This is a genomic window from Actinoplanes sp. NBC_00393 (genome assembly GCF_036053395.1).
GTDB lineage: Bacteria > Actinomycetota > Actinomycetes > Mycobacteriales > Micromonosporaceae > Actinoplanes.
In genome coordinates, this window is the sequence record NZ_CP107942.1 from 5,211,314 (window position 1) to 5,232,675 (window position 21,362).

At 71.2% G+C, this 21,362-nt stretch carries 20 protein-coding genes; 13 read left to right on the forward strand and 7 right to left on the reverse strand.

Annotation, left to right across the window (positions count from 1 at the left end):
• Positions 1-790 precede the first annotated feature (790 nt).
• A complete protein-coding gene (locus OHA21_RS24370) occupies positions 791-1,615 on the forward strand; it encodes an aldo/keto reductase (RefSeq protein WP_328477386.1) in 825 nt (274 codons plus the stop codon).
• A gap of 69 nt (positions 1,616-1,684) precedes the next feature.
• Positions 1,685-1,957 (forward strand): YggT family protein, encoded by a 273-nt coding sequence (locus OHA21_RS24375; protein ID WP_328477388.1) that lies wholly within the window; start codon positions 1,685-1,687, stop codon positions 1,955-1,957.
• Positions 1,958-2,004: 47 nt separating this feature from the next.
• On the opposite strand, the gene OHA21_RS24380 is transcribed toward OHA21_RS24375, so the two are convergent.
• Positions 2,005-2,985, reverse strand: a complete 981-nt coding sequence (locus OHA21_RS24380) for an acetylxylan esterase (protein WP_328477390.1) — start codon at positions 2,983-2,985, stop codon at positions 2,005-2,007.
• A 59-nt stretch (positions 2,986-3,044) separates the two neighbouring features.
• On the opposite strand from OHA21_RS24380, the gene recD2 reads away from it, so the two are divergent.
• From recD2 to OHA21_RS24395, 3 genes are all read left to right on the forward strand, one after another.
• Entirely contained in the window at positions 3,045-5,228 is a 2,184-nt protein-coding gene (gene recD2, locus OHA21_RS24385) for an SF1B family DNA helicase RecD2 (RefSeq protein WP_442875135.1), read from the forward strand.
• An 81-nt stretch (positions 5,229-5,309) separates the two neighbouring features.
• Complete coding sequence (locus tag OHA21_RS24390; protein ID WP_328477394.1) at positions 5,310-5,972, forward strand: cutinase family protein; 663 nt, start codon at positions 5,310-5,312, stop codon at positions 5,970-5,972.
• A 211-nt stretch (positions 5,973-6,183) separates the two neighbouring features.
• Positions 6,184-6,831, forward strand: a complete 648-nt coding sequence (locus tag OHA21_RS24395) for a DUF4360 domain-containing protein (RefSeq protein ID WP_328477396.1) — start codon at positions 6,184-6,186, stop codon at positions 6,829-6,831.
• Between the two features lie 3 nt (positions 6,832-6,834).
• On the opposite strand, the gene OHA21_RS24400 is transcribed toward OHA21_RS24395, so the two are convergent.
• From OHA21_RS24400 to dhaK, 5 genes are all read right to left on the reverse strand, one after another.
• On the reverse strand, positions 6,835-8,070 hold the full coding sequence (locus OHA21_RS24400) for a YibE/F family protein (RefSeq protein ID WP_328477398.1): 1,236 nt from the start codon (positions 8,068-8,070) through the stop codon (positions 6,835-6,837).
• Positions 8,071-8,097: 27 nt separating this feature from the next.
• Positions 8,098-8,817, reverse strand: coding sequence for an acetoacetate decarboxylase family protein (locus tag OHA21_RS24405; RefSeq protein WP_328477400.1), 720 nt, complete (start codon positions 8,815-8,817; stop codon positions 8,098-8,100).
• Positions 8,818-8,895: 78 nt separating this feature from the next.
• Positions 8,896-10,473 (reverse strand): methyl-accepting chemotaxis protein, encoded by a 1,578-nt coding sequence (locus OHA21_RS24410; RefSeq protein WP_328477402.1) that lies wholly within the window; start codon positions 10,471-10,473, stop codon positions 8,896-8,898.
• 175 nt (positions 10,474-10,648) lie between these two features.
• Positions 10,649-11,272, reverse strand: coding sequence for a dihydroxyacetone kinase subunit DhaL (gene dhaL / locus OHA21_RS24415; RefSeq protein WP_328477404.1), 624 nt, complete (start codon positions 11,270-11,272; stop codon positions 10,649-10,651).
• Position 11,273: 1 nt separating this feature from the next.
• Positions 11,274-12,275 (reverse strand): dihydroxyacetone kinase subunit DhaK, encoded by a 1,002-nt coding sequence (gene dhaK, locus OHA21_RS24420; RefSeq protein WP_328477406.1) that lies wholly within the window; start codon positions 12,273-12,275, stop codon positions 11,274-11,276.
• A 95-nt stretch (positions 12,276-12,370) separates the two neighbouring features.
• Here dhaK and dhaM point away from each other — a divergent pair, with 95 nt between their 5' ends.
• Both dhaM and OHA21_RS24430 read left to right on the forward strand, forming a co-directional pair.
• The gene (dhaM, locus tag OHA21_RS24425; RefSeq protein ID WP_328477408.1) at positions 12,371-12,757 is read left to right on the forward strand and encodes a dihydroxyacetone kinase phosphoryl donor subunit DhaM; all 387 of its coding nucleotides are present in this window, start codon (positions 12,371-12,373) and stop codon (positions 12,755-12,757) included.
• Positions 12,741-13,001, forward strand: coding sequence for an HPr family phosphocarrier protein (locus OHA21_RS24430; RefSeq protein ID WP_328477410.1), 261 nt, complete (start codon positions 12,741-12,743; stop codon positions 12,999-13,001). The genes dhaM and OHA21_RS24430 overlap by 17 nt, the downstream gene beginning before the upstream one ends.
• A 186-nt stretch (positions 13,002-13,187) precedes the next feature.
• On the opposite strand, the gene OHA21_RS24435 is transcribed toward OHA21_RS24430, so the two are convergent.
• On the reverse strand, positions 13,188-14,465 hold the full coding sequence (locus OHA21_RS24435; protein WP_328477412.1) for an acetyl-CoA C-acetyltransferase: 1,278 nt from the start codon (positions 14,463-14,465) through the stop codon (positions 13,188-13,190).
• A gap of 64 nt (positions 14,466-14,529) precedes the next feature.
• Between OHA21_RS24435 and OHA21_RS24440 the strand changes: the two genes are divergently transcribed.
• From OHA21_RS24440 to OHA21_RS24465, 6 genes are all read left to right on the forward strand, one after another.
• On the forward strand, positions 14,530-15,870 hold the full coding sequence (locus OHA21_RS24440) for a 3-oxoacyl-ACP reductase (RefSeq protein ID WP_328477414.1): 1,341 nt from the start codon (positions 14,530-14,532) through the stop codon (positions 15,868-15,870).
• 1 nt (position 15,871) lies between these two features.
• On the forward strand, positions 15,872-16,753 hold the full coding sequence (locus OHA21_RS24445; RefSeq protein WP_328477416.1) for a MaoC/PaaZ C-terminal domain-containing protein: 882 nt from the start codon (positions 15,872-15,874) through the stop codon (positions 16,751-16,753).
• 79 nt (positions 16,754-16,832) lie between these two features.
• On the forward strand, positions 16,833-17,636 hold the full coding sequence (locus OHA21_RS24450) for a hypothetical protein (protein WP_328477418.1): 804 nt from the start codon (positions 16,833-16,835) through the stop codon (positions 17,634-17,636).
• A 93-nt stretch (positions 17,637-17,729) separates the two neighbouring features.
• Positions 17,730-18,941, forward strand: a complete 1,212-nt coding sequence (locus OHA21_RS24455) for an acyl-CoA dehydrogenase family protein (protein WP_328477420.1) — start codon at positions 17,730-17,732, stop codon at positions 18,939-18,941.
• 5 nt (positions 18,942-18,946) lie between these two features.
• Positions 18,947-20,488, forward strand: a complete 1,542-nt coding sequence (locus OHA21_RS24460; protein WP_328477422.1) for an AMP-binding protein — start codon at positions 18,947-18,949, stop codon at positions 20,486-20,488.
• A gap of 9 nt (positions 20,489-20,497) precedes the next feature.
• Complete coding sequence (locus OHA21_RS24465) at positions 20,498-21,301, forward strand: SDR family oxidoreductase (protein ID WP_328477424.1); 804 nt, start codon at positions 20,498-20,500, stop codon at positions 21,299-21,301.
• Positions 21,302-21,362: the final 61 nt, after the last annotated feature.

Here is a 21,362-nt window from a genome sequence, read left to right on the forward strand (position 1 = left end):
GCACTAGCCGTCAGCCACCCCACCCGGCTGACGCGCACGGCTGCCTCAACCGCCGCAACACAGCACTGGCCGTCAGCCACCCCACCCGGCTGACGCGCACGGCTGCCCCAACCGCCGCAACACAGCACTGGCCGTCAGCCACCCCACCCGGCTGACGCGCACGGCTGCCTCAACCGCCGCAACACAGCACTGGCCGTCAGCCACCCCACCCGGCTGACGCGCACGGCTGCCTCAACCGCCGCAACACAGCACTGGCCGTCAGCCGGCCAGGGCCGCGCTGAGCGGTGACGGGTGGCGGGCGAGCCGCTGCACGGCCCGACGCCCGCGCCAGGCCGTGAAGGCTGGCGGGGCCGGCGAGGACGAGCCGCGACGCGACCCGGCGCCCGCGCCAGGGCCGTGAGGGCTGGCGGGGCCGGCGGGGATGAGTCGCTGCACGGCCCGACGCCCGCGCTAGAGCCGTGGGGGCTGGCGGGGGCGTCGGGGTGAGACGCTGCATGGCCCGGCGCTCGCGCTAAGGCGGTGAGGGGTGGCGGGCTCGCGGGGAGCGGGTGAGGCGCTGCACGGGCCGGCGGCCGCGCTGGGGCCGTAAGGGGGCTGGCGGGCTCGCGGGAGTGAGCCGCTGCTTAAGCCCGGCGGCCGCGCTGGGAGCAGTGACCCGGCCGCCGGATCGCGCGGCGCGGCGGGACGGCCACGGTGGTTGGGGACGGCGTCGCGCGTACCGAAAAGGGGGTAGAAGTAGAAGCGAGCGCGCGCCGAGGCGCGCAACCGCGACCACTTCGGGAGGCCCCGCATGGCGGACACGCCAGCAATCACGCTCAACAACGGCGTCAGCATGCCGCAGGTCGGCTTCGGTGTCTTCCAGATCCCGGAGGCGGAGACCACCGCCGCCGTGGCGACCGCGCTGGAGGCGGGGTATCGCAGCATTGACACGGCGGCGGCCTACGGCAACGAGTCGGGGGTCGGCGCGGCCTTGAAGGGGTCGGGCATTGCCCGCGACGAACTGTTCATCACGACCAAGCTCTGGAACAGCGATCAGGGGTACGACGAGACGCTGCGCGCGTTCGACGCCAGTGTGGCCCGGCTGGGCCTGGATGTCCTCGACCTCTATCTGATCCACTGGCCGACCCCGAAGCGCGGCAAGTATCTGGATTCCTGGCGTGCGCTGGAGCAGCTTTATCAGCAGGGCCGGGTACGCGCGATCGGCGTCTCGAACTTCCTGCCGGAGCACCTGCGCGCGGTAGCCGACCTCGGCGGCACGATCCCCGCGGTGAACCAGATCGAGGTGCACCCGCAGCTGCAGCAGCGCGACGCGCAGGAGGTGAACACCGAGCTCGGCGTGATCACCGAGGCGTGGAGCCCGCTCGCCCAGGCCGGCGTGCTCGACGACCCGGCGGTGACTTCGATCGCTGACGCCCACGACCGCACCCCGGCGCAGGTGGTGTTGCGCTGGCACGTGCAGCAGGGCCGGATCGTCATTCCGAAGTCGGTGACGCCGGACCGGATCCGGCAGAATCTGGCGCTGTTCGACTTCGAGCTGACGGCCGAAGAGATGAGTGCGATCGACGCACTGGAGCGCGATGGGCGCACCGGGCCGCATCCGGACCATTTCAACTGATCACGGACCCAGCAACCGCACAGGAATCCGCCGCATAGTTGAGGCACATCCCGCAGCTGGAGGTTCTTGATGGGTCTTCTCGCCCTGGTCAACCTGGTTCTGCTCGCCGTGCAGTTCCTGCTGATCGCGCGTGCGATTCTCGACTGGAGTGTGGCCCTGGCCGGTCCGGCGATGCCGGGTTCGTTCCGGTCGAAGGCCACGGTCGGCGTGACCAAGGTGACGGAGCCGATCCTGGCGCCGGTCCGTAAGGTGCTGCCGCCGTTGCGGGTCGGCGGCGTCTCGATCGACCTGGCGTTCATCGTGCTGTTCCTCGGCATCAGTGTGCTGCGCACCCTGATCTGACCCGTGAAGCTCACCGGCCCCGGCTGATGCCGGGGCCGGAGTGCGTTTCAGGCCAGCCGGCCGGCGACGAACTCGAGCGCCGTGGTGTCGAAGAAGCCGCGGCCGCCCTCGTGGCCGTCCCACTCGAAGACCTCGATCTGCTTGCCGGCGGCGTCCGGGATCGCGTTGTAGGCGGCGAACACCCCGGACGGCGGGCACACCGCGTCCATCAGCGCCACCGACACGATGGCCGGGGCGGTGATCCGCTTCGCGAAGTGCACCACGTCGATGTGGTCGAGGGTGGCCAGCACCTGCGGCGCCAGGTTGGGGTTGGCCCGCAGGAAGCGGACCACCTCCTGGAACGGGTCGCTGTCGGTGATCGTGACGGCCCGGCGGATGTCGCAGAGGAACGGTACGCCGGAGACGACCGCGGAAACCTTCTCCGGGTTCAGCCCGGCCGCGGCCAGCGACAGCGCGCCACCCTGGCTCTTGCCGGTCACCACGAGCCGGGACGCGTCGACGTCGGGCAGTTCGGCGGCGGTGTCGACGGCCCGGACCGCGTCGGTGATCAGCCGGCGGTAGTAGTGCGTCTCCGGGGCCAGCACGCCGCGGGTGAGGAAGCCGGGCGAGGACGGGCCGGCGCCGTGCTCGTCCGGGTCGGGGGTGTCGCCGCCGCGCCAGTTGCCGCCCTGCCCGCGGGTGTCCATCACCAGGTGGGCGTAGCCGGCGCTGGGCCAGAGCAGCCATTCGATCGGCAGGCCGCGGCCGCCGCCGTAGCCGATGAACTCGACGACGACCGGGAGCGGGCCGGTCGCGCCGGCCGGGCGGCTCAGCCAGCCTTTGACCGGCTGTCCGGCGTACCCGGAGAAGGTCACGTCGTAGCTGGTGATGCCACGTAAGGGGGTGCGTACCTCGGCCACTTTGGGCGGGCTGGCGGCCTGGCGGGCCGCGGCGATCGTGCCCGACCAGAAGTCGTCGAAACCGGGCGGTTCCGGGGTCGAGGCTCGATAGGTACGCAACTCGGGCAGCGGGAGGTCGAAGAGCGCCATGTTGATCACGCTAGGCCCTGCCGTGCGGGTCCTCCAAGGGGCCGGGCACGATGGGCGGCGTGTCCGGCAGTCCACAGAAAGCCCAGCACGTCCTGGAGGCGGTGCTGGAGCGGCTGACCTATGTGAACGAGGAGACCGGCTACACCGTGGCCCGGGTCGCCACGCCGAAGAGCGGCTCGGACCTGCTCACCGTGGTCGGGGCGCTGCTCGGCGCGCAGCCCGGCGAGAGTCTGCGGATGAGCGGCTGGTGGTCGTCGCATCCGCAGTACGGGCGGCAGTTCGAGGTGCTCTCGTACACGACCGTGCTGCCGGCGACCATCCAGGGCATCCGCCGCTATCTGGGGTCCGGGCTGGTCAAGGGCATCGGGCCGGTCTTCGCCGAGCGGATCGTCGACCACTTCGGACTCGACACCCTCGACATCATCGAGACGTCGCCGGAGCGGCTGATCGAGGTGGCCGGGCTGGGCCCGAAGCGGACGGCGAAGATCACCTCGGCGTGGGCCGAGCAGAAGGCGATCAAGGAGGTGATGGTCTTCCTGCAGGGGGTGGGCGTCTCGACGTCGATCGCCGTCCGGATCTACAAGAAATATGGGGATGCCAGCATCTCCGTCGTCAAGAACTCGCCGTACTCACTGGCGGCGGACGTGTGGGGCATCGGCTTCAAGACGGCCGACACCATCGCGCAGGCGGTCGGGATCCCGCACGACAGCCCCGAGCGGGTGAAAGCCGGCCTCCAGTACACGCTGTCGCAGGCCACCGACAACGGCCACTGCTTCCTGCCCGCCCCGCAATTGATCGAGGAAGCCGCGAAGATCCTCGACGTGCCGGAGGGCCTGGTCCCCACCTGCCTCGACGAGCTGGTCACCGAGGAGGGGGTCGTGCGCGAGGAGGACGCCGTCTACCTCGTGCCGTTCCACCGGGCCGAGCAGTCGCTCGCCGGCACGCTGCGCCGGCTCCTGGAAGATGAATCGGACAGAATGCCGCATTTCGGCGGGGTCGACTGGACGAAGGCTCTGGCGTGGCTGCACAAGCGCACCGGCTCGACCCTCGCGCCCGAGCAGGAACAGGCGGTGAAACTCGCGCTCACTTCGAAAGTCGCGGTCCTCACCGGCGGACCGGGATGCGGCAAGAGCTTCACCGTACGCTCGATCGTCGAACTCGCCGCCGCCAAACAGGCCAGGATCCAGCTCGTAGCCCCCACCGGCCGGGCCGCGAAGCGGCTCGCCGAACTCACCGGCCATCCCGCCGCCACCGTCCACCGCCTGCTCAAACTCCAGCCCGGCGGCGACGCGACCTTCGACCGGGACAATCCGCTGGACGCCGATCTGCTGGTCGTCGACGAGGCCTCGATGCTCGACCTGATCCTGGCGAACAAGCTGGTCAAGGCGATCCCGCCGGGCGCGCACCTGCTACTGGTCGGCGACGTCGACCAGTTGCCGTCGGTCGGCGCCGGTGAGGTGTTGCGCGACCTGCTCGCCGCCGACGTCATCCCGCGGGTGCGGCTCACCCAGATCTTCCGGCAGGCGGCGGAGAGCGGCGTGGTCACCAACGCACACCGGGTCAACCAGGGCCGCCCGCCGAAGTTCGACGGGATGCGCGACTTCTTTCTGTTCCCGTGCGACGACACCGAGGCCACCGCCGGGCTCACCGTGGACGTGGCCTGCACCCGGATCCCGCGCAAGTTCGGCCTGGACCCGCGCCGCGACGTCCAGATCCTCACCCCGATGCACCGCGGACCGGCCGGCGCGGGCGCGCTCAACACCCTGCTCCAGCAGGAGCTGACGCCCGGCCGCGAGGGCCTGCCGGAGCGGCGGATGGGCGGGCGGGTGTTCCGGGTCGGCGACAAGGTCACCCAGATCCGCAACAACTACGACAAGGGGGTTGCGGGAGTCTTCAACGGCACGGTCGGCGTCGTGACCGGGCTGTCGCCCGAGGAGCAGACCTTGAGCGTACGCACGGACGAGGACGAACTCATCGACTACGAGTTCGACGAACTGGACGAGCTGGTTCACGCGTACGCGATCACGATCCACCGCTCGCAGGGCTCGGAGTATCCGGCCGTGGTCATCCCGCTGACCACCAGCGCCTGGATGATGCTGCAGCGCAACCTGCTCTACACCGCGATCACCCGGGCCAAGAAGCTGGTCGTCCTTGTCGGCTCCCGCCGGGCGCTGGCCGCCGCGGTCCGGACGGTGGGGGCGGGCCGCCGGCACACCGCGCTGACCCGGCGCCTCAGCATGTGAGATCGCCGTCGCAGATCCCGCCGGGGCGGTTCCTGCGTACCGGGTGCCAGAACGTGGGCAACCGACGAAAGGACGTCGAACATGCGCAGGAGCAGGATGGTGACACTCGTGGCGGCGGGTGCGGTGGTCATCGGTGGGATGGCTGTGGCACCCCTGACCTTCGCCGCGGAGGCGCCCCGGAACGGCTGTGCTGATGTGGAGGTGCTCGGCGCGCGCGGGACGACCGAACGGCCCGGGCTGGGCGTGCTGCTCACCCCGCTGGCTCAGCGGATCACCCGGGAGCTGCCGCAGACGGTACGCACGACGGCGGTCGACTACCCGGCGTCGTTCAACTACACGGCGAGCGTACGGCAGGGCGTGGCGGACCTGACCGCGAAGGTTCAGCGCACCGCCGCCGCGTGCCCGGAGACGAAGGTCGTGCTGGCCGGCTACTCCCAGGGCGCGGACGTGGTCGGCGACACGGTGACCGGCCCGCTCGCCGGCGACCTCGACAACGTCGCCGCGGTGCTGCTCTTCGGTGATCCGAGCTTCACCGCCGGGGAGCCGTTCAACGTCACCGACGGCAACCGGTCCGGGATCTTCCCGCGCGGCCGGAACCGGCTGGCCGCGGTGGCCGACCGGACCCAGTCGTTCTGCAATCGCAACGACCGGTTCTGCCAGGGCGGGACGAGCCTCGCCGCACATCTGAACTACAACCAGTTCCTCGACGACGCGAGCAGTTTCGTCGCCGAGCGCGCCGGCTGATAGCACAAGCCGGACACCGCAGGGCGGCCATTCGAGAATTCGGACCGAATGGCCGCCTTTCCCAAACTCCCGTACTGCTGTTCATCGGGCTCCGCACACACTTTGGCGAGATCGCTAGGGTGAGCAATGGAAAAGATTAGGGAGCTCCATTTTCCGAACCTTTTTCCGGTTCAGTGAATGGATTAGCGGAAACCCAACGGGGGGAATTCTCATGTTGCGTTCGATGACTGCCGGCGCGGCCCTTCTGGGCGCCCTGGCCGTGGCTGCTCCGGCTCAGGCCACACCCCTGCCGGCGCCGGACGAGATGATGATCATCGACGTGGTGAACGCGAACGGCTCGGGCTGCCCGCCGAAGAGCGCGGAGATCGCGGTCTCGCCGGACAACACCGCGTTCACGGTGACCTACTCGAAATACACCGCGCAGGTCGGCCCGGAGGCCACGCCGCTGGACTTCCGGAAGAACTGTCAGCTCGCCCTGGACATCAAGGTGCCGTCCGGATTCACCTTCGCGATCGCCAGCGCCGACTACCGCGGTTACGCGAACCTGCAGAAGGGGGCCTGGGCGCAGGAGGCCGCCAACTACTACTTCCAGGGCCATTCCCAGACCACCCGGGTCCAGCACAATTTCAAGGGCCCGATGGACGACAACTGGCAGCGCACCGACAAGGTCGGGGTCACCTCGCTCAGTTTCCTGCCGTGCGGCGAACGGCGCTATCTGAACATCAACACCGAATTGCGGGTGAACCGCGGCAGTTCGGACGCGAAGAAGCACACCAGCTTCATCTCGATGGACTCCACCGACGCCGCGATCAACACCGTCTACCGGGTCGCCTGGAAGAAGTGCGGCGGCAAGAAGTAACCCTCAGCGTTCCACGAAAGCGGCCCACGGGTCCTCGGGCGGGCGCCGTACCTCTTCCACGGTGGGTGCGGCGCCGCCGGGTTCCGGGCGGGCCGAACGGGACGCCAGATAGGCGGCGAGTGCCGTGGTGATCGGCACCGCGGCTACCAGGCCGATCGTGCCGACCGCGCTGCGGACCAGCTCCTGAGCGATCAGCTGCGAGGTGAGCAGCTCACCGACCGGGGTGTTGCCGGCCGCGAAGAGCAGCATCAACGGCAATGAGGCGCCGGCGTACGCCAGCACGATCGTGTTGATCACCGAGGCGATGTGCGCCCGGCCGATCCGCGTCGCGGCGCCGTAGAGCTGCCGGAAGCCGTACGCCGGGTTGGCCACCGCCAGCTCGGTGACCGTCGCCGACTGGGTGACCGTGACGTCGTCGAGCACGCCCAGCGAGCCGATCACGATGCCGGCCAGCAGCAGGCCCTGCATGTTGACGTCGCCCTGGGTGATGGTCAGGTAGTTCGAGGTCTCGTCGGCCACGCCGGACAGGTGCACGACCCCGGTCGCCAGCGCCGCCAGCACGGCCGTGATCGCGAGGCTCACCAGTGTGCCGGCCACCGCGATCGTGGTGGTGGTGGAGAAGCCGTGCGTCAGGTACAGCACCACCAGCATGATCGCGGCGGCGCCGACCACCGCGACCGCCACCGGTGAGCGGCCGTCCAGGATCGCCGGGACGATGAACCAGAGCAGGATGCCGAACGTGACGGCGAGACCGGCCAGCGCGGTCACCCCACGCCACCGCCCGAACGCGATCACCGCCAGCGCGAACGCCGCCCCGAGCAGCCAGAGCGCGTTGGACCGCTGGTGGTCGGCGATCGAGTAGTTGAGGGTGCCGTCCTGGTTCGACAGGACCAGCATCACCACGTCGTCGCCGGCCGCGATCTCCGGGGCGCCGGGGCCGCCGGGCATCTCGGTGACGACCTCGGTGCCGTCGTCGAGCTTCACCGTGACGGTGCCGCAGTCCTCCTGCGGGGTCTCGCCCTCCGGCACCGGCGGGCACTCCGCCGGGGCGACCGTGACGACCTGCCCGAACGCCCGTGCCGGGCCCTCGCCCTCGGTGGCCTGCGGGGTGTCCCGCGGCCAGAGCAGCAGCATGCCGACCACGGTGATCAGCAGCGCCGGGATCAGCACGAGCAGGGTGAGCCGGCGTGCCTGGGGCAGCGCCGGTTCGGCGCCCGGCGCGTGGTGATGGTGTTTCATCCGCCGAACCGTACAGGGAGTCACGGATCAGGAAGCAGCGCGACCCTTCGGTGAGCCGGAGCGGGCCCGGTCGGTGGCGGTCCGGCCGAAGGTCAGCCAGAAGTCGGTGACGGCCAGGCTGAGCACCGGACGGCGGGCGGCCAGGTAGCCGAGCGGGCCGTCCGGATCCGGCCGCCAGGCCGCGTTCGCCGTACGCAATCCGGCCCGGCCGCGCACCGGGGTGTGCCGGACCTGCTCGCCGAGCGCCTGCGCCACCGAGAAGCCCAGCGGGAACCGGCCCGGCAGCCGGCCCTTCAGCCGGACCAGGGCCGACGCGAACGGCGCCGCCGGCTCCGGGGCGGCACCGGGCAGGCCGGGCGGGGGGACCGGGCCGGGCAGGGTGGCCGACGCGTCGACCAGTGGCTCGTCGTCGGCGTCGATCCGGAACTCGGCCAGCTCCTTGGGGATGCCCCAGAGCCGCCGGCCGCCCTCCCGGGAGGCGACGCTGTCCACCCAGATGTCGATGATGCTCACCCGCGGACGGCCGTGGTGGTGCACCAGGACGGCGCTGAGCAGCTCCTGGTAATGCAGGACGCCGCCGGGCTCGTACTTCACCCAGGCGGCGCCGACCGCGACCCGGCCGCCCACTGTGAGGGGCTTGACCGCGGCATCGAGAACCGGGGGCAGCTGCGGGAGCCGCCCCCGGGGAATCAGGAAGACCGACAGGAACATCTGACCGCGCAACTGCCACGGTTCGGGCGGGTACATCTCACGGACCTCCGGTGCCGGCATCGCTAGCTACACATTGGCAGCTGTCGACGGCCGGCACCAGAAGCTGTGCGCCGGTCAGTACCGGAACCGGGAGACCACCGCCTGAAGCTGGCCGGCCGTGACGGTGAGCTCCTCGGCCGCGTGCCGGGTGTCGCCGACGGTGTCGGTGGTCCGGCGGGTCGCGTCGGAGACCGTGGTGATGGTCGCGGCGATGTTGCCGGCGCCGTCCGCGGCCTCGGTGAGCGTACGATTCATCTCCTGCGTGGTGGCGGTCTGCTCCTCCACCGCCGAGGCGATGGTCAGCTGCAGGCCGTTGATCCGCTCGATGATCGTCGAGATCTCGCCGATCGCGGTGACCGCGCCGCTGGTGTCGGCCTGGATCGCCTGGACCCGCTGGGAGATGTCCTCGGTCGCCTTCGCGGTCTCCTGGGCCAGGTCCTTGACCTCGCCGGCCACCACCGCGAAGCCCTTGCCCAGCTCGCCGGCCCGGGCCGCCTCGATGGTCGCGTTCAGCGCGAGCAGGTTGGTCTGCTCGGCGATGCTGGTGATCACCTTGACCACGGTGGCGATCTCCGCAGACGAGTCGCCGAGCCGGGACACGATCGCGTTGGTCGCCTCGGCGACCTGCACGGCCTGGGCGGCGACCTCGGTCGCCTCGGAGGTCGAGACGCTGATGTCGCGGATCGCCGAGCCCATCTCCTGCGAGCCGGCCGAGACGATCTGCAGGTTGTTGGAGACCACGTCGGCGGCGGCCGCGACCGTGCCGGCCTGCGCCGAGGCCTGGTTGGCGGCGTCGTCGACGGCGACCGAGACCGAGCTGAGCTGGCCGGCCGCGGTCTGCAGCGTGCTGACGCTGCCGGCGAGCTGCACGACGTCCTCGCGCAGGCGGCCGATGCCGCGGTCCAGGGCCGCCGCCATCTTGCCGATCTCGTCCTCGCTCTGCACCCCGGAGGTACGGGTCAGGTCGCCGTCGGCCAGCCGCTCGGCCAGGTCGGAGACGCTGCGGACGGTCTGGCTCACCCGGGACGCGACCCGGAACCCGATCAGCGTGCTGAGCAGCACACCCGCAGCGAGCAGCAGGCCGATCGTCCAGGTGGCCCGGTTGCCGGCGTCCTTGGCGTCGGTGATGCTCTGCTCGGCGAGCTGCGCGGCATGCGCCTTGAGAGCCGCCTGGTCCTCGGCGAGGGCCGCACGCAACTCGTTGTACTTCTTCACGCCCGCGGCGAGCTCCTCGGGAGTGGCCGAGCTACCCTCGGTCGCGCTCATGAAGGCGACGTAGGCCTCCCAGTCCTTCTTCGCCTTGGCCACGGTGGCATCGCCCGGCAGGTTGGTGCTCAACGTGTCGAGCGCCGCGGTGATCGCCTTCTGGTTGGCCGCCATGTTTTTCTGGATATCCGCGGCCAGGCTCGGGTAGAGCCGCAGGGAAGAGGTGTTGGCGCTGAACGACTCGATGTTCGTGTTGTACGTGCCGACCGACGACTCGATCGCCAGCGACTGCCGCTGGGCAGCCGCGGTATCCCGGTTGAGGTCGTAGACCGTACTGATGGCCAGCCCGCCGACCAGAAGACCACTGGCCGTCGCGGTCATCGCCGCCGCACCGATCTTCGTCCGTAGAGATCGGTTGTCGAACAACCCGCCCAGACCCATTTCCATGCCTTCCTGCTCACCTCGGTGACTCGCTACGGCCGCAGGATCGGCACCACCTCGGTCAGGTTGAGGAACCGGCTCCCATATTGCGATTGTGAATTCACCGGGACCCCGATGGGCCGGACTCGGCGAGACTCGCAGGGCTCGTGAACCCCAACCGGGCTCCCCTGCCCCACCACCCTCATCCGGTCACGTCGGCGAGCGCCTGGAAGATCAGTGCGGTGGAGGTGGCGCCCGGATCCTGGTGGCCGACGCTGCGCTCACCGAGATAGGAGGCCCGGCCCTTACGAGCCTGCATGGCCGTGGTCGCGCGGGCGCCCTCGTCCGCCGCCCGGGCCGCCGCCGCGGCCGCCTCGGCCAGGTCGGCACCGCCCGAGACCGCCTCCTCGAAGGCGTCGAGCGCCGGCCGGTAGGCGTCCACGATGGTCTTGTCGCCCGGCTCCGCTCCGCCCAGCTTGCGGACCGCCTCCAAGCCGGCGTTCAGTCCACCGGCCAGCGCGGGCAACTCCACCTCGGTCCCCGGTGGCAGCGCCTTGCCGAGGGCGCGCAGGGCACTGCCGTACAGCGGGCCGGAGGCGCCGCCCACTTTGGAGATCAGCGTGGTGCCGGCCTTCACGAACACGGCGCCGACCGCGTCCGGCGGGGTCCCGTCGAGGGCGGCGACGACCGCGGCGAACCCCCGGTTCAGGTTCACCCCGTGGTCGCCGTCGCCGATCGCCGAGTCCAGCCGGGTGAGCCGGTCGGACTCGGCGGCGACAGCGCCGGCGGAGGCACGCAGCCAGGCGAGAGCGAGAGCGACGTCCACGTCACGCACCCCAGCGCAGGCCGGGGGTACGCACCGGGGCGTCCCACAGGCGGAGCATCTCGTCGGTCACCCGGGTGACGGTGAGCGACAGCCCGGCCATGTCCAGGCTCGTCACGTAGTTGCCGACCAGCCGGCGGGCGATCGTGATCCCGCGCTCCTCCAGCACCTTCGCGACCTCGCCGTAGACCAGGTAGAGCTCCAGCAGCGGGGTGCCGCCCAGGCCGTTGACCAGCAGGATCACCCGGTCGCCGCGATCCACCGGCTTGGCCTCGAGAATCGCGTCGAGCGCCGAACGGACCAGCTCCTTCGCCGGGCGCAGCTTCTCGCGGCGGCGGCCGGGCTCGCCGTGGATGCCGACGCCGACCTCGATCTCGTCCGCCGGCAGGTCGAAACCGGGCCGGCCGGCGGCGGGGGTGGTTCCGGCGGTCAGCGCGTACGCGAAAGAGGCGGACGCCGTGTTGACCTCGCGCCCGATCGCCGCGACCTCGCCCAGCTTGCCGCCCTCCTCGGCGCGTGCCCCGGCGATCTTCTCGACCAGCAGGGTGGCGCCGGTGCCGCGGCGGCCGGCCGTCCAGGTCGAGTCCTCCACCGCGATGTCGTCGTCGACGAGCACCGACTCCACGGTGATCCCCTCGTCGGCGGCGAGCTCCGCGGCGAGCTGGAAGTTCATCACGTCGCCGGTGTAGTTCTTGACCACGTGCACCACCCCGGCGCCGCCGTCGACGGCCTTCGTGGCGGCGAGGATCTGGTCCGGCACCGGGGAGGTGAACACCTCGCCGGGGCAGGCGGCGTCGAGCATCCCGGCGCCGACGAAACCGCCGTGCAACGGCTCGTGGCCGGAGCCGCCGCCGGACACCAGCGCGACCTTGCCGGGGCGCGGCGCATCGGCACGCGCAATGTACTGCTCGGTGGTGTGGACGCGCAGCTCGCCGGGGTGGGCGGCGGCGATTCCGGCGAGCGCCTCGGCCACCACGTCGGCGGGATCGTTGATGAATTTCTTCACGACCGGCTCCTTCCAGGGGCGACGGTGCCTCCGCCCCTCAGCATTGTCGCGCTGAGCGATCCAGCCAAGACTTTGTGTGGTTAACATCCACAGTCATGGCGCTTGTGGGGATCGTGCTGGTGTCACACAGCGAGAAATTGGCGGACGGATTACGGGATCTGCTCCAGCAGGTCGCCACCGATGAGGTCCGCATCGAGCCGGCCGCCGGCACCGAGGACGGTGACCTGGGCACGTCGGCCGACCGCATCGAAGCCGCGGTGAAGCGGGCCGACACCGGCGCGGGCGTCGTCGTCCTGGCCGATCTGGGCAGCGCGGTGCTGACCGCGCGTACCGTGCTGGAGGATCTGCCGCCCGGCCCGCAGCTGGTGGACGCGCCGTTCGTGGAAGGCGCGGTGGCCGCCGCGGTGCTCGCCTCGACCGGCGCCGACCTGGAGACCGTGGCCGGCGCTGCCCGGGAGGCCCGCGATGTCCCCAAGTTCTGAGACCACGGTCGTGCTGCGGGCGGCCCTGCATGCCCGGCCGGCGGGCGCGGTGGTGCGGGCCGCCGCCGGCTTCACCGCGAAGATCGAGATCCGGTACGGCGAGAGGTCCGCGGCCGCCACCAGCGCCCTGCGCTTGATGTCCCTGGGCGCCGACGCCGGCAGCACAGTCACCGTGCACGCCGAGGGCGACGACGCCGAAGCCGCAGCCGCCGCAGTGGCCGAAGCCCTGGCCTCGGCCACGTGATCCGGCTGACGCCCAGTGCTGCCTCAACCACCCGGAAGCAGCACTGCGTGACAGCCAAGCAAACCGGCTGACGCCCAGTGCTGCCTCAACCGCCCGGAAGCAGCACTGCGTGACAGCCAAGCAAACCGGCTGACGCCCAGTGCTGCCTCAACCGCACGGAAGCAGCACTGCGTGACAGCCGGACCGTCAGCGCTCCAGGATGGCGACGACGCCCTGGCCACCCGCCGCGCAGATGGAGATCAGGCCCCGGCCGGAGCCCTTCCGGGCGAGCAGCTTGGCGAGCGACGCCACGATCCGGCCGCCGGTCGCGGCGAACGGGTGGCCGGCTGCGAGGGACGACCCGTTGACGTTGAGCTTGGCCCGGTCGATCGAGCCGAGCGGCGCGTCCAGCCCGAGCTTCTCCTTGCAGAACTCCGGCGATTCCCAGGCCGCCAGCGTCGCCAGCACCTGCGACGCGAACGCCTCGTGGATCTCGTAGTAGTCGAAGTCCTGCAGGGTCAGCCCGTTGCGCGCGAGCATCCGCGGCACCGCGTAGGCGGGCGCCATCAGCAGACCCTCGTCCCCGTGCACGTAGTCCACGGCGGCCGTCTCGGAGTCGGCGAAATACGCCAGCACCGGCAGCGAGTGCGCCGACGCCCACTCCTCGGAGGCCAGCAGCACGGTGGAGGCGCCGTCGGTCAGCGGCGTCGAGTTGCCCGCCGTCATCGTCGCGTTCTCCTTGCCGTACACCGGCTTGAGCTTGGCGAGCTTCTCCAGGCTGCTGTCCGGCCGCAGGTTCTGGTCACGGGTCAGCCCCAGATAGGGCGTCAGAAGATCATCGAAGAAGCCGCTTTCGTACGCCGCCGCGAGCCGCTGATGCGAAGTGAGAGCCAACTCGTCCTGCGCGGCCCGGTCGATGTGCCAGCGCAGCGCCGTGATCGCCGCGTGCTCACCCATCGACAGGCCGGTCCGCGGCTCGGCGTTGCGCGGCAGCTCCGGCTTGAGCGCCTGCTGCGGGCGCAGCTTGGCCACCGCCTTCAACCGGTCGCCGAGCGAACGGGCCCGGTTGAGCTGCAGCAGCGCCCTCCGCATGTCCTCGTTGAGCTGCAGCGGCGCGTCGGACGTGGTGTCCACACCACCGGCCACACCGGAGTCGATCTGCCCGAGCGCGATCTTGTTGGCCACCAGGATGGCCGCCTCGAGACCGGTGCCGCAGGCCTGCTGAATGTCGTACGCCGGGGTGCGCGGGTCCAGCCGGGAACCGAGGACCACCTCGCGGGTCAGGTTGAAGTCGCGGGAGTGCTTGAGCACCGCACCGGCCACCACCTCGCCGAGCTGCTCGCCGGCCAGCCCGAACCGGGCGATCAGACCGTCCAGCGCGGCGGTCAGCATGTCCTGGTTCGAGGCCTGGGCGTACCGGCTGTTGGAGCGGGCGAACGGGATCCGGTTCCCACCCAGGACGGCAACACGGCGCACGTTCGGCACGACTTCCTCCCGATCAAACGGAGCATCGATGAGCCCAGAGGCTACTCACCGGTAGGCTACTCGCATGGCTGACAGGTACGCGAACTTCGCCAACTCCGGTCTGGGCCGGACCGTGGTCAAGCGCCTCGGGCTGCCTGATCCGCCCCGGCTGCGCCGGTTCCAGCCCGGGGAGCCGCTGACCACCGGGCCGGTCCTGCTGGGTGCGGCGCCGGGCGGCCGGCTCTCCGAGCCGGTCCGCAAGCAGGTGGAAGCGGCCGGTGCCGAGGTCACTGATCAGGGCACCGATGGCGTACGGTACGGCGCGCTCGTCTTCGACGCGACGGGAATCGGGGACTCCGGCCAGTTGCGGGGTCTGTTCGACTTCTTCCACCCGTACGCCCGCTCCGTGAACGTCTCCGGCCGCGTGATCGTGCTCGGCACCCCACCGGAAGCCACCGCCGGGCCGAAGGAAGCGACCGCGCAGCGGGCGCTCGAAGGTCTCACCCGCAGCATCGGCAAGGAGTTCGGGCGTGGCGTCACCGCCCAGCTCGTCTACGTGGCGCCCGGCGGTGAGGCGACGCTCGAGTCCACGCTGCGGTTCCTGCTGAGCGGGCGTTCGGCGTACGTGTCCGGCCAGGTGATCCGGGTCGGCGCCGGCAGCGTGCCGGCGGTGAGCGACTGGGAGCGCCCGCTGGACGGCAAGCTCGCGCTGGTCACCGGCGCGGCCCGCGGCATCGGCGCGGCCATCGCCCGGACCCTGGCCCGCGACGGCGCCGACGTGATCGCGCTGGACGTGCCGGCCGCGGGCGACGCGCTCGCCGACGTGGCCAACGAGACCCGCGGCCGGGCCCTGCAGCTCGACCTGACCGCCGACGACGCCCCGGCCCGGCTCGCCGGCTATCTGGCCGCCGGCCCGCACGCCGGGGTGGACATCGTCGTGCACAACGCCGGCATCACCCGGGACAAGACGATCGCCCGGATGGACCAGGCCCGCTGGGATTCGGTGCTCGGGGTCAACCTGACCGCCCCGGAACGGGTCAACGACGTGCTGCTGGAACGGGATCTGATCCCGTCCGGCGGCCGGATCGTCGGGGTCGCGTCGATCGCCGGCATCGCCGGGAACCGGGGGCAGACCAACTACGCGACCAGCAAGGCCGGCGTGATCGGGCTGGTGCAGTCGCACGCGCCGCTGCTGCTGGAACGCGGCATCACGATCAACGCGGTGGCGCCCGGCTTCATCGAGACGGCGATGACCGCGAAGATGCCGCTCGGGCTGCGCGAGGCCGGGCGGCGACTGAACAGCATGTCCCAGGGCGGCCTGCCGATCGACGTGGCCGAGACCATCGCCTGGTTCGCCTCGCCCGGCTCGGCGACGATCACCGGGAACGTGGTCCGCGTCTGCGGCCAGAGTCTGCTGGGGGCCTGAGATGGTCGCGGTCGTCGAGCTCAGCTCCGGGCCGGGTGTCGGTGCGGCGTACGCCCGGGCCGCTTTAGGCCTGCTCCCCGGCACCCGGCGCGGCACCACCCTGCCGGACGTGGAGATGGTCCAGCGCGGTGTGGTCGTGGACCGCTCGCACCTGGCCGCCTACGACCGGGTGTGCGGCTTCCGGCTGTCCGACACGCTGCCCGCCACCTATCCGCACGTCCTGGCGTTCCCGCTGGCCATGCGCTTGATGACGGCCCCCGACTTCCCGCTGCCCCTGATCGGCCTGGTGCATATCACCAACCGGATCACGGTGCGCCGTCCCGTCTCCGCGACCACTCCCCTGGACCTCGCCGTCCGCGTCGCCGCGCTGCGCGACCACCCTCGCGGCCGCCAGTTCGACACCATCGCCACCGCCTCCATCGACGGCGAGGAGGTCTGGCACAGCGTCTCCACGTACTTGCGCATCGAGTCCCGCCGCTCCACCGAAAACCCGCCGACCTCCCCCGGCCCCGACTCGCCCGCCACCCTTGGCTCGCCCGCCGCCCCTGGCTCGCCCGGCGCAGGCTCGATCTGGCGAGTGCCGGCCCGGGTCGGCAGCGATTACGCTGCCGTTTCCGGCGACCGCAACCCCATCCACACCTCCCGGCTCGGCGCCCGCTTGTTCGGCTTCCCCCGCCCGATCGCCCACGGCATGTGGACCAAGGCCCGCTCCCTGGCCGCGCTGGAGGGCCGCCTGCCGGACACCTACACGGTCGAGGTCGCCTTCAAGCAGCCAGTCCTGCTGCCCGCCCGGGCAGAGTTCAACGCCACTCCGACCAGCGACGGGTGGTCTTTCGCCCTCCGGTCGAAGCGCCCTCATCTGTTCGGTTCGATCACGTCCTGACCCCCTCGCGCCTGCCGCTCCCCACACCCGTGCCCGGCCTAACATCCGGGCAAATGGGGTGCTCAGAACGGGGATCGGCATGGCGAGATCGATCGACGACTTCTATTCGGACGCCGCGCGCGGCCGCGACGCCTTCCGCTTCGACCACGAGAACGACGACCCCGCCGAACTCGCGGCGGACTTCTGGGACCTGGTCACCCACCGCGCCGGCGGCGATGGCCGGCCACCCGTGACCCGCCGGGCCGCTGCCGTCACGCGCCGCCCGGCACCCGCGCCGAAGGCAGCCGCCCCGGCCCGGTCCATGGCCACGACCCCGGCGCGTAGGGGCCCGGTGTCGCACGCCGACCTCCTGCTTGCGCTTCAGGTCCTCCGCGCCTTCGCGCCCGGGCTCACGAAGGAAAGCATGTGCAGGTACCTGAGGAAATGCGACTGGCCGGGGATCGATGCCGCCACGGTGGGTCGCACACTCAGTGGACTGCCCGGCAGGACCAGCGCGAGAACGACCGAGGCGAATCTCGCCCTCGCGGTCCGGGTGGCGCGCGCGGCGATGCCGTGGATGTCGGCGACCACGATCGCGGGGAATCTGCACCGGCTCGGCTGGACGAGCGTGACCGGGAAGGACATCGACGCGGTTCTGGCCACAGGCGGCAGAGCCCCGAAGCCCACCGCGGCCGCGGGGCGCCGCACGTCTGTAAAGTCGCCGCCTCGCCGGCGGCAACCGGCCGGCCGGGCCGGCGGACGGTCCGAGGAGGTCGACACGTTGCGCGACGACGAACTCATCGCGTTTCAGCGTCTGGAACGGCGAGATCGCCAACCGCGGTCCGCGGGCTGTCCGTCATGCGGTGTGGTGCCGTCCGCGCTGGGGACCTGCCGGTGCTCGTGAGAGCGCCGGCCCATCGACAGGCCTTGTCAGTGCGGTAGCCCGCTCCTAAAGTTACCGGCGAGTTAACCTGCTTGGCGGAAAGGGCTGATTCGCGTGGAGTTCTGGCTTGACCTCAACGAGGAGCAGCAGGAGCTGCGCGAGTGGGTGCACGGCTTCGCCGAGTCGGTGATCCGGCCGGCGGCTGCGGAGTGGGACGAGCGGGAAGAGACCCCGTGGCCCGTGCTGCAGGAGGCGGCGAAGATCGGGCTGTACGGGTTCGAGTTCCTGGTCAACACCTGGTCGGACACGAGCGGCCTGAGTCTGCCGGTGGCCAACGAGGAGCTGTTCTGGGGTGACGGCGGGATCGGCATGGCGATCTCCGGCACCTCGCTGGCGGTGGCCGCGATCTACGGGTCGGGCACGCCGGAGCAGCTGGTCGAGTGGGTGCCGCAGTGTTTCGGCGACGCTGACGATCCGAAGGTGGCGGCGTTCTGCAGCACCGAGCCGGAGGCCGGCTCCGATGTGGCGTCGATGCGGACCCGGGCGGTCTACCACGAGGCCACCGACGAGTGGGTGCTGAGCGGGCAGAAGGCGTATGCGACCAACGGCGGCATCGCCAACGTGCACGTGGTCACGGCCAGTGTCGACCCGTCCCTGGGGTCGCGCGGGCAGGCCGCTTTCGTGGTCCCGCCGGGCACGAAAGGGCTGGCCGGCACGAAGAAGCTGAAGAAGCTCGGCCTGCGGGCCTCGCACACCGCCGACGTCTTCCTCGACGACGTACGCGTACCGGGCAGCTGCCTGCTCGGCGGCAAGGAAGCCCTCGACAAGCGCCTGGCCCGCGCCCGGGAGGGACAGCGGGCCTCGAAGCAGGCCGCGATGCGGACGTTCGAGCTTTCCCGGCCGGCGGTGGGCGCGCAGGCGATCGGCATTGCCCGGGCGGCGTACGAGTACGCGCTCGAATACGCCAAGACCCGGGTCCAGTTCGGCCGCCCCATCATCGAGAACCAGGCGATCGCGTTCGCCCTGGCCGACATGCGGATGGAGATCGACGCCGCCCGCCTGCTGGTGTGGCGGGCCGCCTGGATGGGCCGCAACGAGCGGCCGTTCGCCGCGGGTGAGGGCTCGATGTCCAAACTGAAGGCCGGCGAGGTGGCGGTGGCGGTCACCGAGAAGGCGGTGCAGATCCTCGGCGGCGCCGGCTACCTGCGCGAGCACCCGGTGGAGCGGATGTTCCGGGACGCCAAGATCTACACCATCTTCGAGGGCACCTCGGAGATCCAGCGCCTGGTCATCGCCCGCGCCATCTCCGGCATGCAGATCCGCTGACCGCCGTGGACGCCGCTTTCATCGCTGCGACCATGGCCCGGCGGGGTCTGCTCACTCCGGGCAACCCGGTGCGGATCGTCCGGCAGTTCGCCGCGCTCGGCCGGTGGGGGTTCGGGCTCGCCGGTGAGCTGCGGCAGGCCGCTGCCCGCAGCCCGAAGCGGATCGCCGTGGCCGACGACGAGCGCGAGGTGACGTACGCGGAACTGCTGGACCGCTCCGACCGGCTGGCCCGGGCCCTGCCGGTGCAGGCCGGCGACCGGGTCGGGCTGCTGTGCCGCAACTCGGCCCGGATGATCGAGGCGCTGATCGCCGTCACCAGCCGCGGCGCCGATCCGGTGCTGATGAACACCGGCCTCTCCGCGCACCAGCTGGCAGCCGTCGTCGCCGATCAGAAGCTGCAGACGCTGATCCACGACGACGAGTTCGCCCCGCAGGTCGCCGGGGTCGGCAACACTCTCGGCGAACAGCGGATCGCCGACCTGATCGAGCAGACCCCGTCGGGGAAGGCGACACCGCCGGAGCGGCCGGGCCGGACCATCGTGCTCACGTCCGGCACGACCGGTGTGCCGAAAGGCGCCCGCCGCCCCACGCCCGGCGGGTTCCGGCCGCTCTGCTCGGTGATCGACCGGATTCCGTTGCGCGCCGGCGACCGGGTGCTGATCGCCGCGCCGCTCTTCCACACCTGGGGTTTCGCCGGCCTGCAGATCGCCCTGGCGCTGCGGGCCACGATCGTGCTGCGCCGCCGGTTCGACGCGGCCGCCACGCACGCGACGTTGACTCAGCAGAACTGTGCCGCGCTGATCGGCGTACCGGTGATGTTGCAGCAGCTGATGGAACTGCCCGCGCAAGCGGAGATGCCCGGCCTGCGGGTGGCCGCGGTGAGCGGCTCGGCTCTGCCGGGTGGCCTGGCCACCCGGTTCATGGACCGGTACGGCGACGTCCTCTACAACCTGTACGGCTCGACCGAGGCGTCCTGGGTCTCCATCGCCACTCCCGCCGACCTGCGCAGAGCCCCGGCCACCGCGGGCCGCCCGCCACACGGCACGAGGGTCGCGGTGCTCGACGCCGACGGCAGGCCGGTGCCGGCCGGTGAGGTGGGCCGGCTGTTCGTGGTGAACGAGATGCTCTTCGAGGGCTACACCAACGACGCCGCCACGCGGATGGCGAACGGTCTGCTCGGCACCGGTGACCTGGGACATCTCGACGAGGCGGGCCGGGTCTTCGTGGACGGCCGGGAGGACGACATGATCGTCTCCGGCGGCGAGAACGTCTATCCCGGCGAGGTCGAGGATCTGCTCGCCGCGTTGCCGCAGGTCCGCGAGGTGGCCGTGATCGGTGTGCCGGACGACGAGTTCGGTCAGCGGCTCGCCGCCTACCTGGTGCTGCGCGACGGCGAGAAACTGGACACCGACGCGGTCCGCGAGCACGTCCGGCGGCACCGGGCCCGGTTCAGCGTCCCGCGGGACGTGATCTTCCTGGACGCGCTCCCCCGCAACGCCACCGGCAAGGTGCTGGCCCGCGAGTTACCCCGGGACGTGCCGGGGTAAGCACGCGGCATGCGCTACGACAGTTACGACCGGATCGCGATCGTCACCGGTGCGGACTCCGGTATCGGGGAGGCCGGCGCGGTCGCGCTGGCCAGGGCAGGCTTCGACGTGGGCATCACCTACCGGTCCGACAAGGCCGGGGCCGAGGAGACCGCCGGGAAGGTACGCGCAACCGGCCGCAACGCCGAGGTACGGCAGATCGACCTGGCCCGCCTGCCCGGCGCGGCCGACGTGATCGACGACCTGGCCGAGGCGCTCGGCGGCCTGGGTGTCCTGGTCAACTGCGCCGGCACCGGCATCTCCACCCCGGTCGTCGACACCGGGTACGAGCAGTGGCGTGAGGTTCTGGCGGTCGATCTGGACGGGCCGTTCCTCTGCGCGCAGCGGGCCGCCCGGCGGATGCTGCAGGCCGGCCGGGGCGGCCGGATCATCAACATCACCAGCGTGCACGAGCACGCGCCCCGGGTCGGGTCGGGCGCCTACTGCGCGGCGAAGGGCGGCCTCGGCCTGCTCACCAAGGTGATGGCGCAGGAGCTGGCGGGCAACGGGATCACGGTGAACGCGGTGGCACCGGGCGAGATCGCGACGCCGATGACCGGCAACGAGGACGTCGATCCGCACACCGTGGACCGCCCGGGCGTTCCGGTGGGCCGGCCCGGCGACGCCAACGAGGTGGCCGCCGTGGTGGCGATGCTGGCCGGGCCGGACGCGGCGTACGTGACCGGCGCGTCCTGGGTCGTCGACGGCGGCATGCTGCTGATGGGCCCGCAGGCGGGTTCGCACCTGCAGACGGGCGACTGGCGCAACGGTTGATCTCGAGTTTTCCGCAACTTGCACGTTTGCAGCGCCCGACTGGACCTTCCGCACCCTGAGT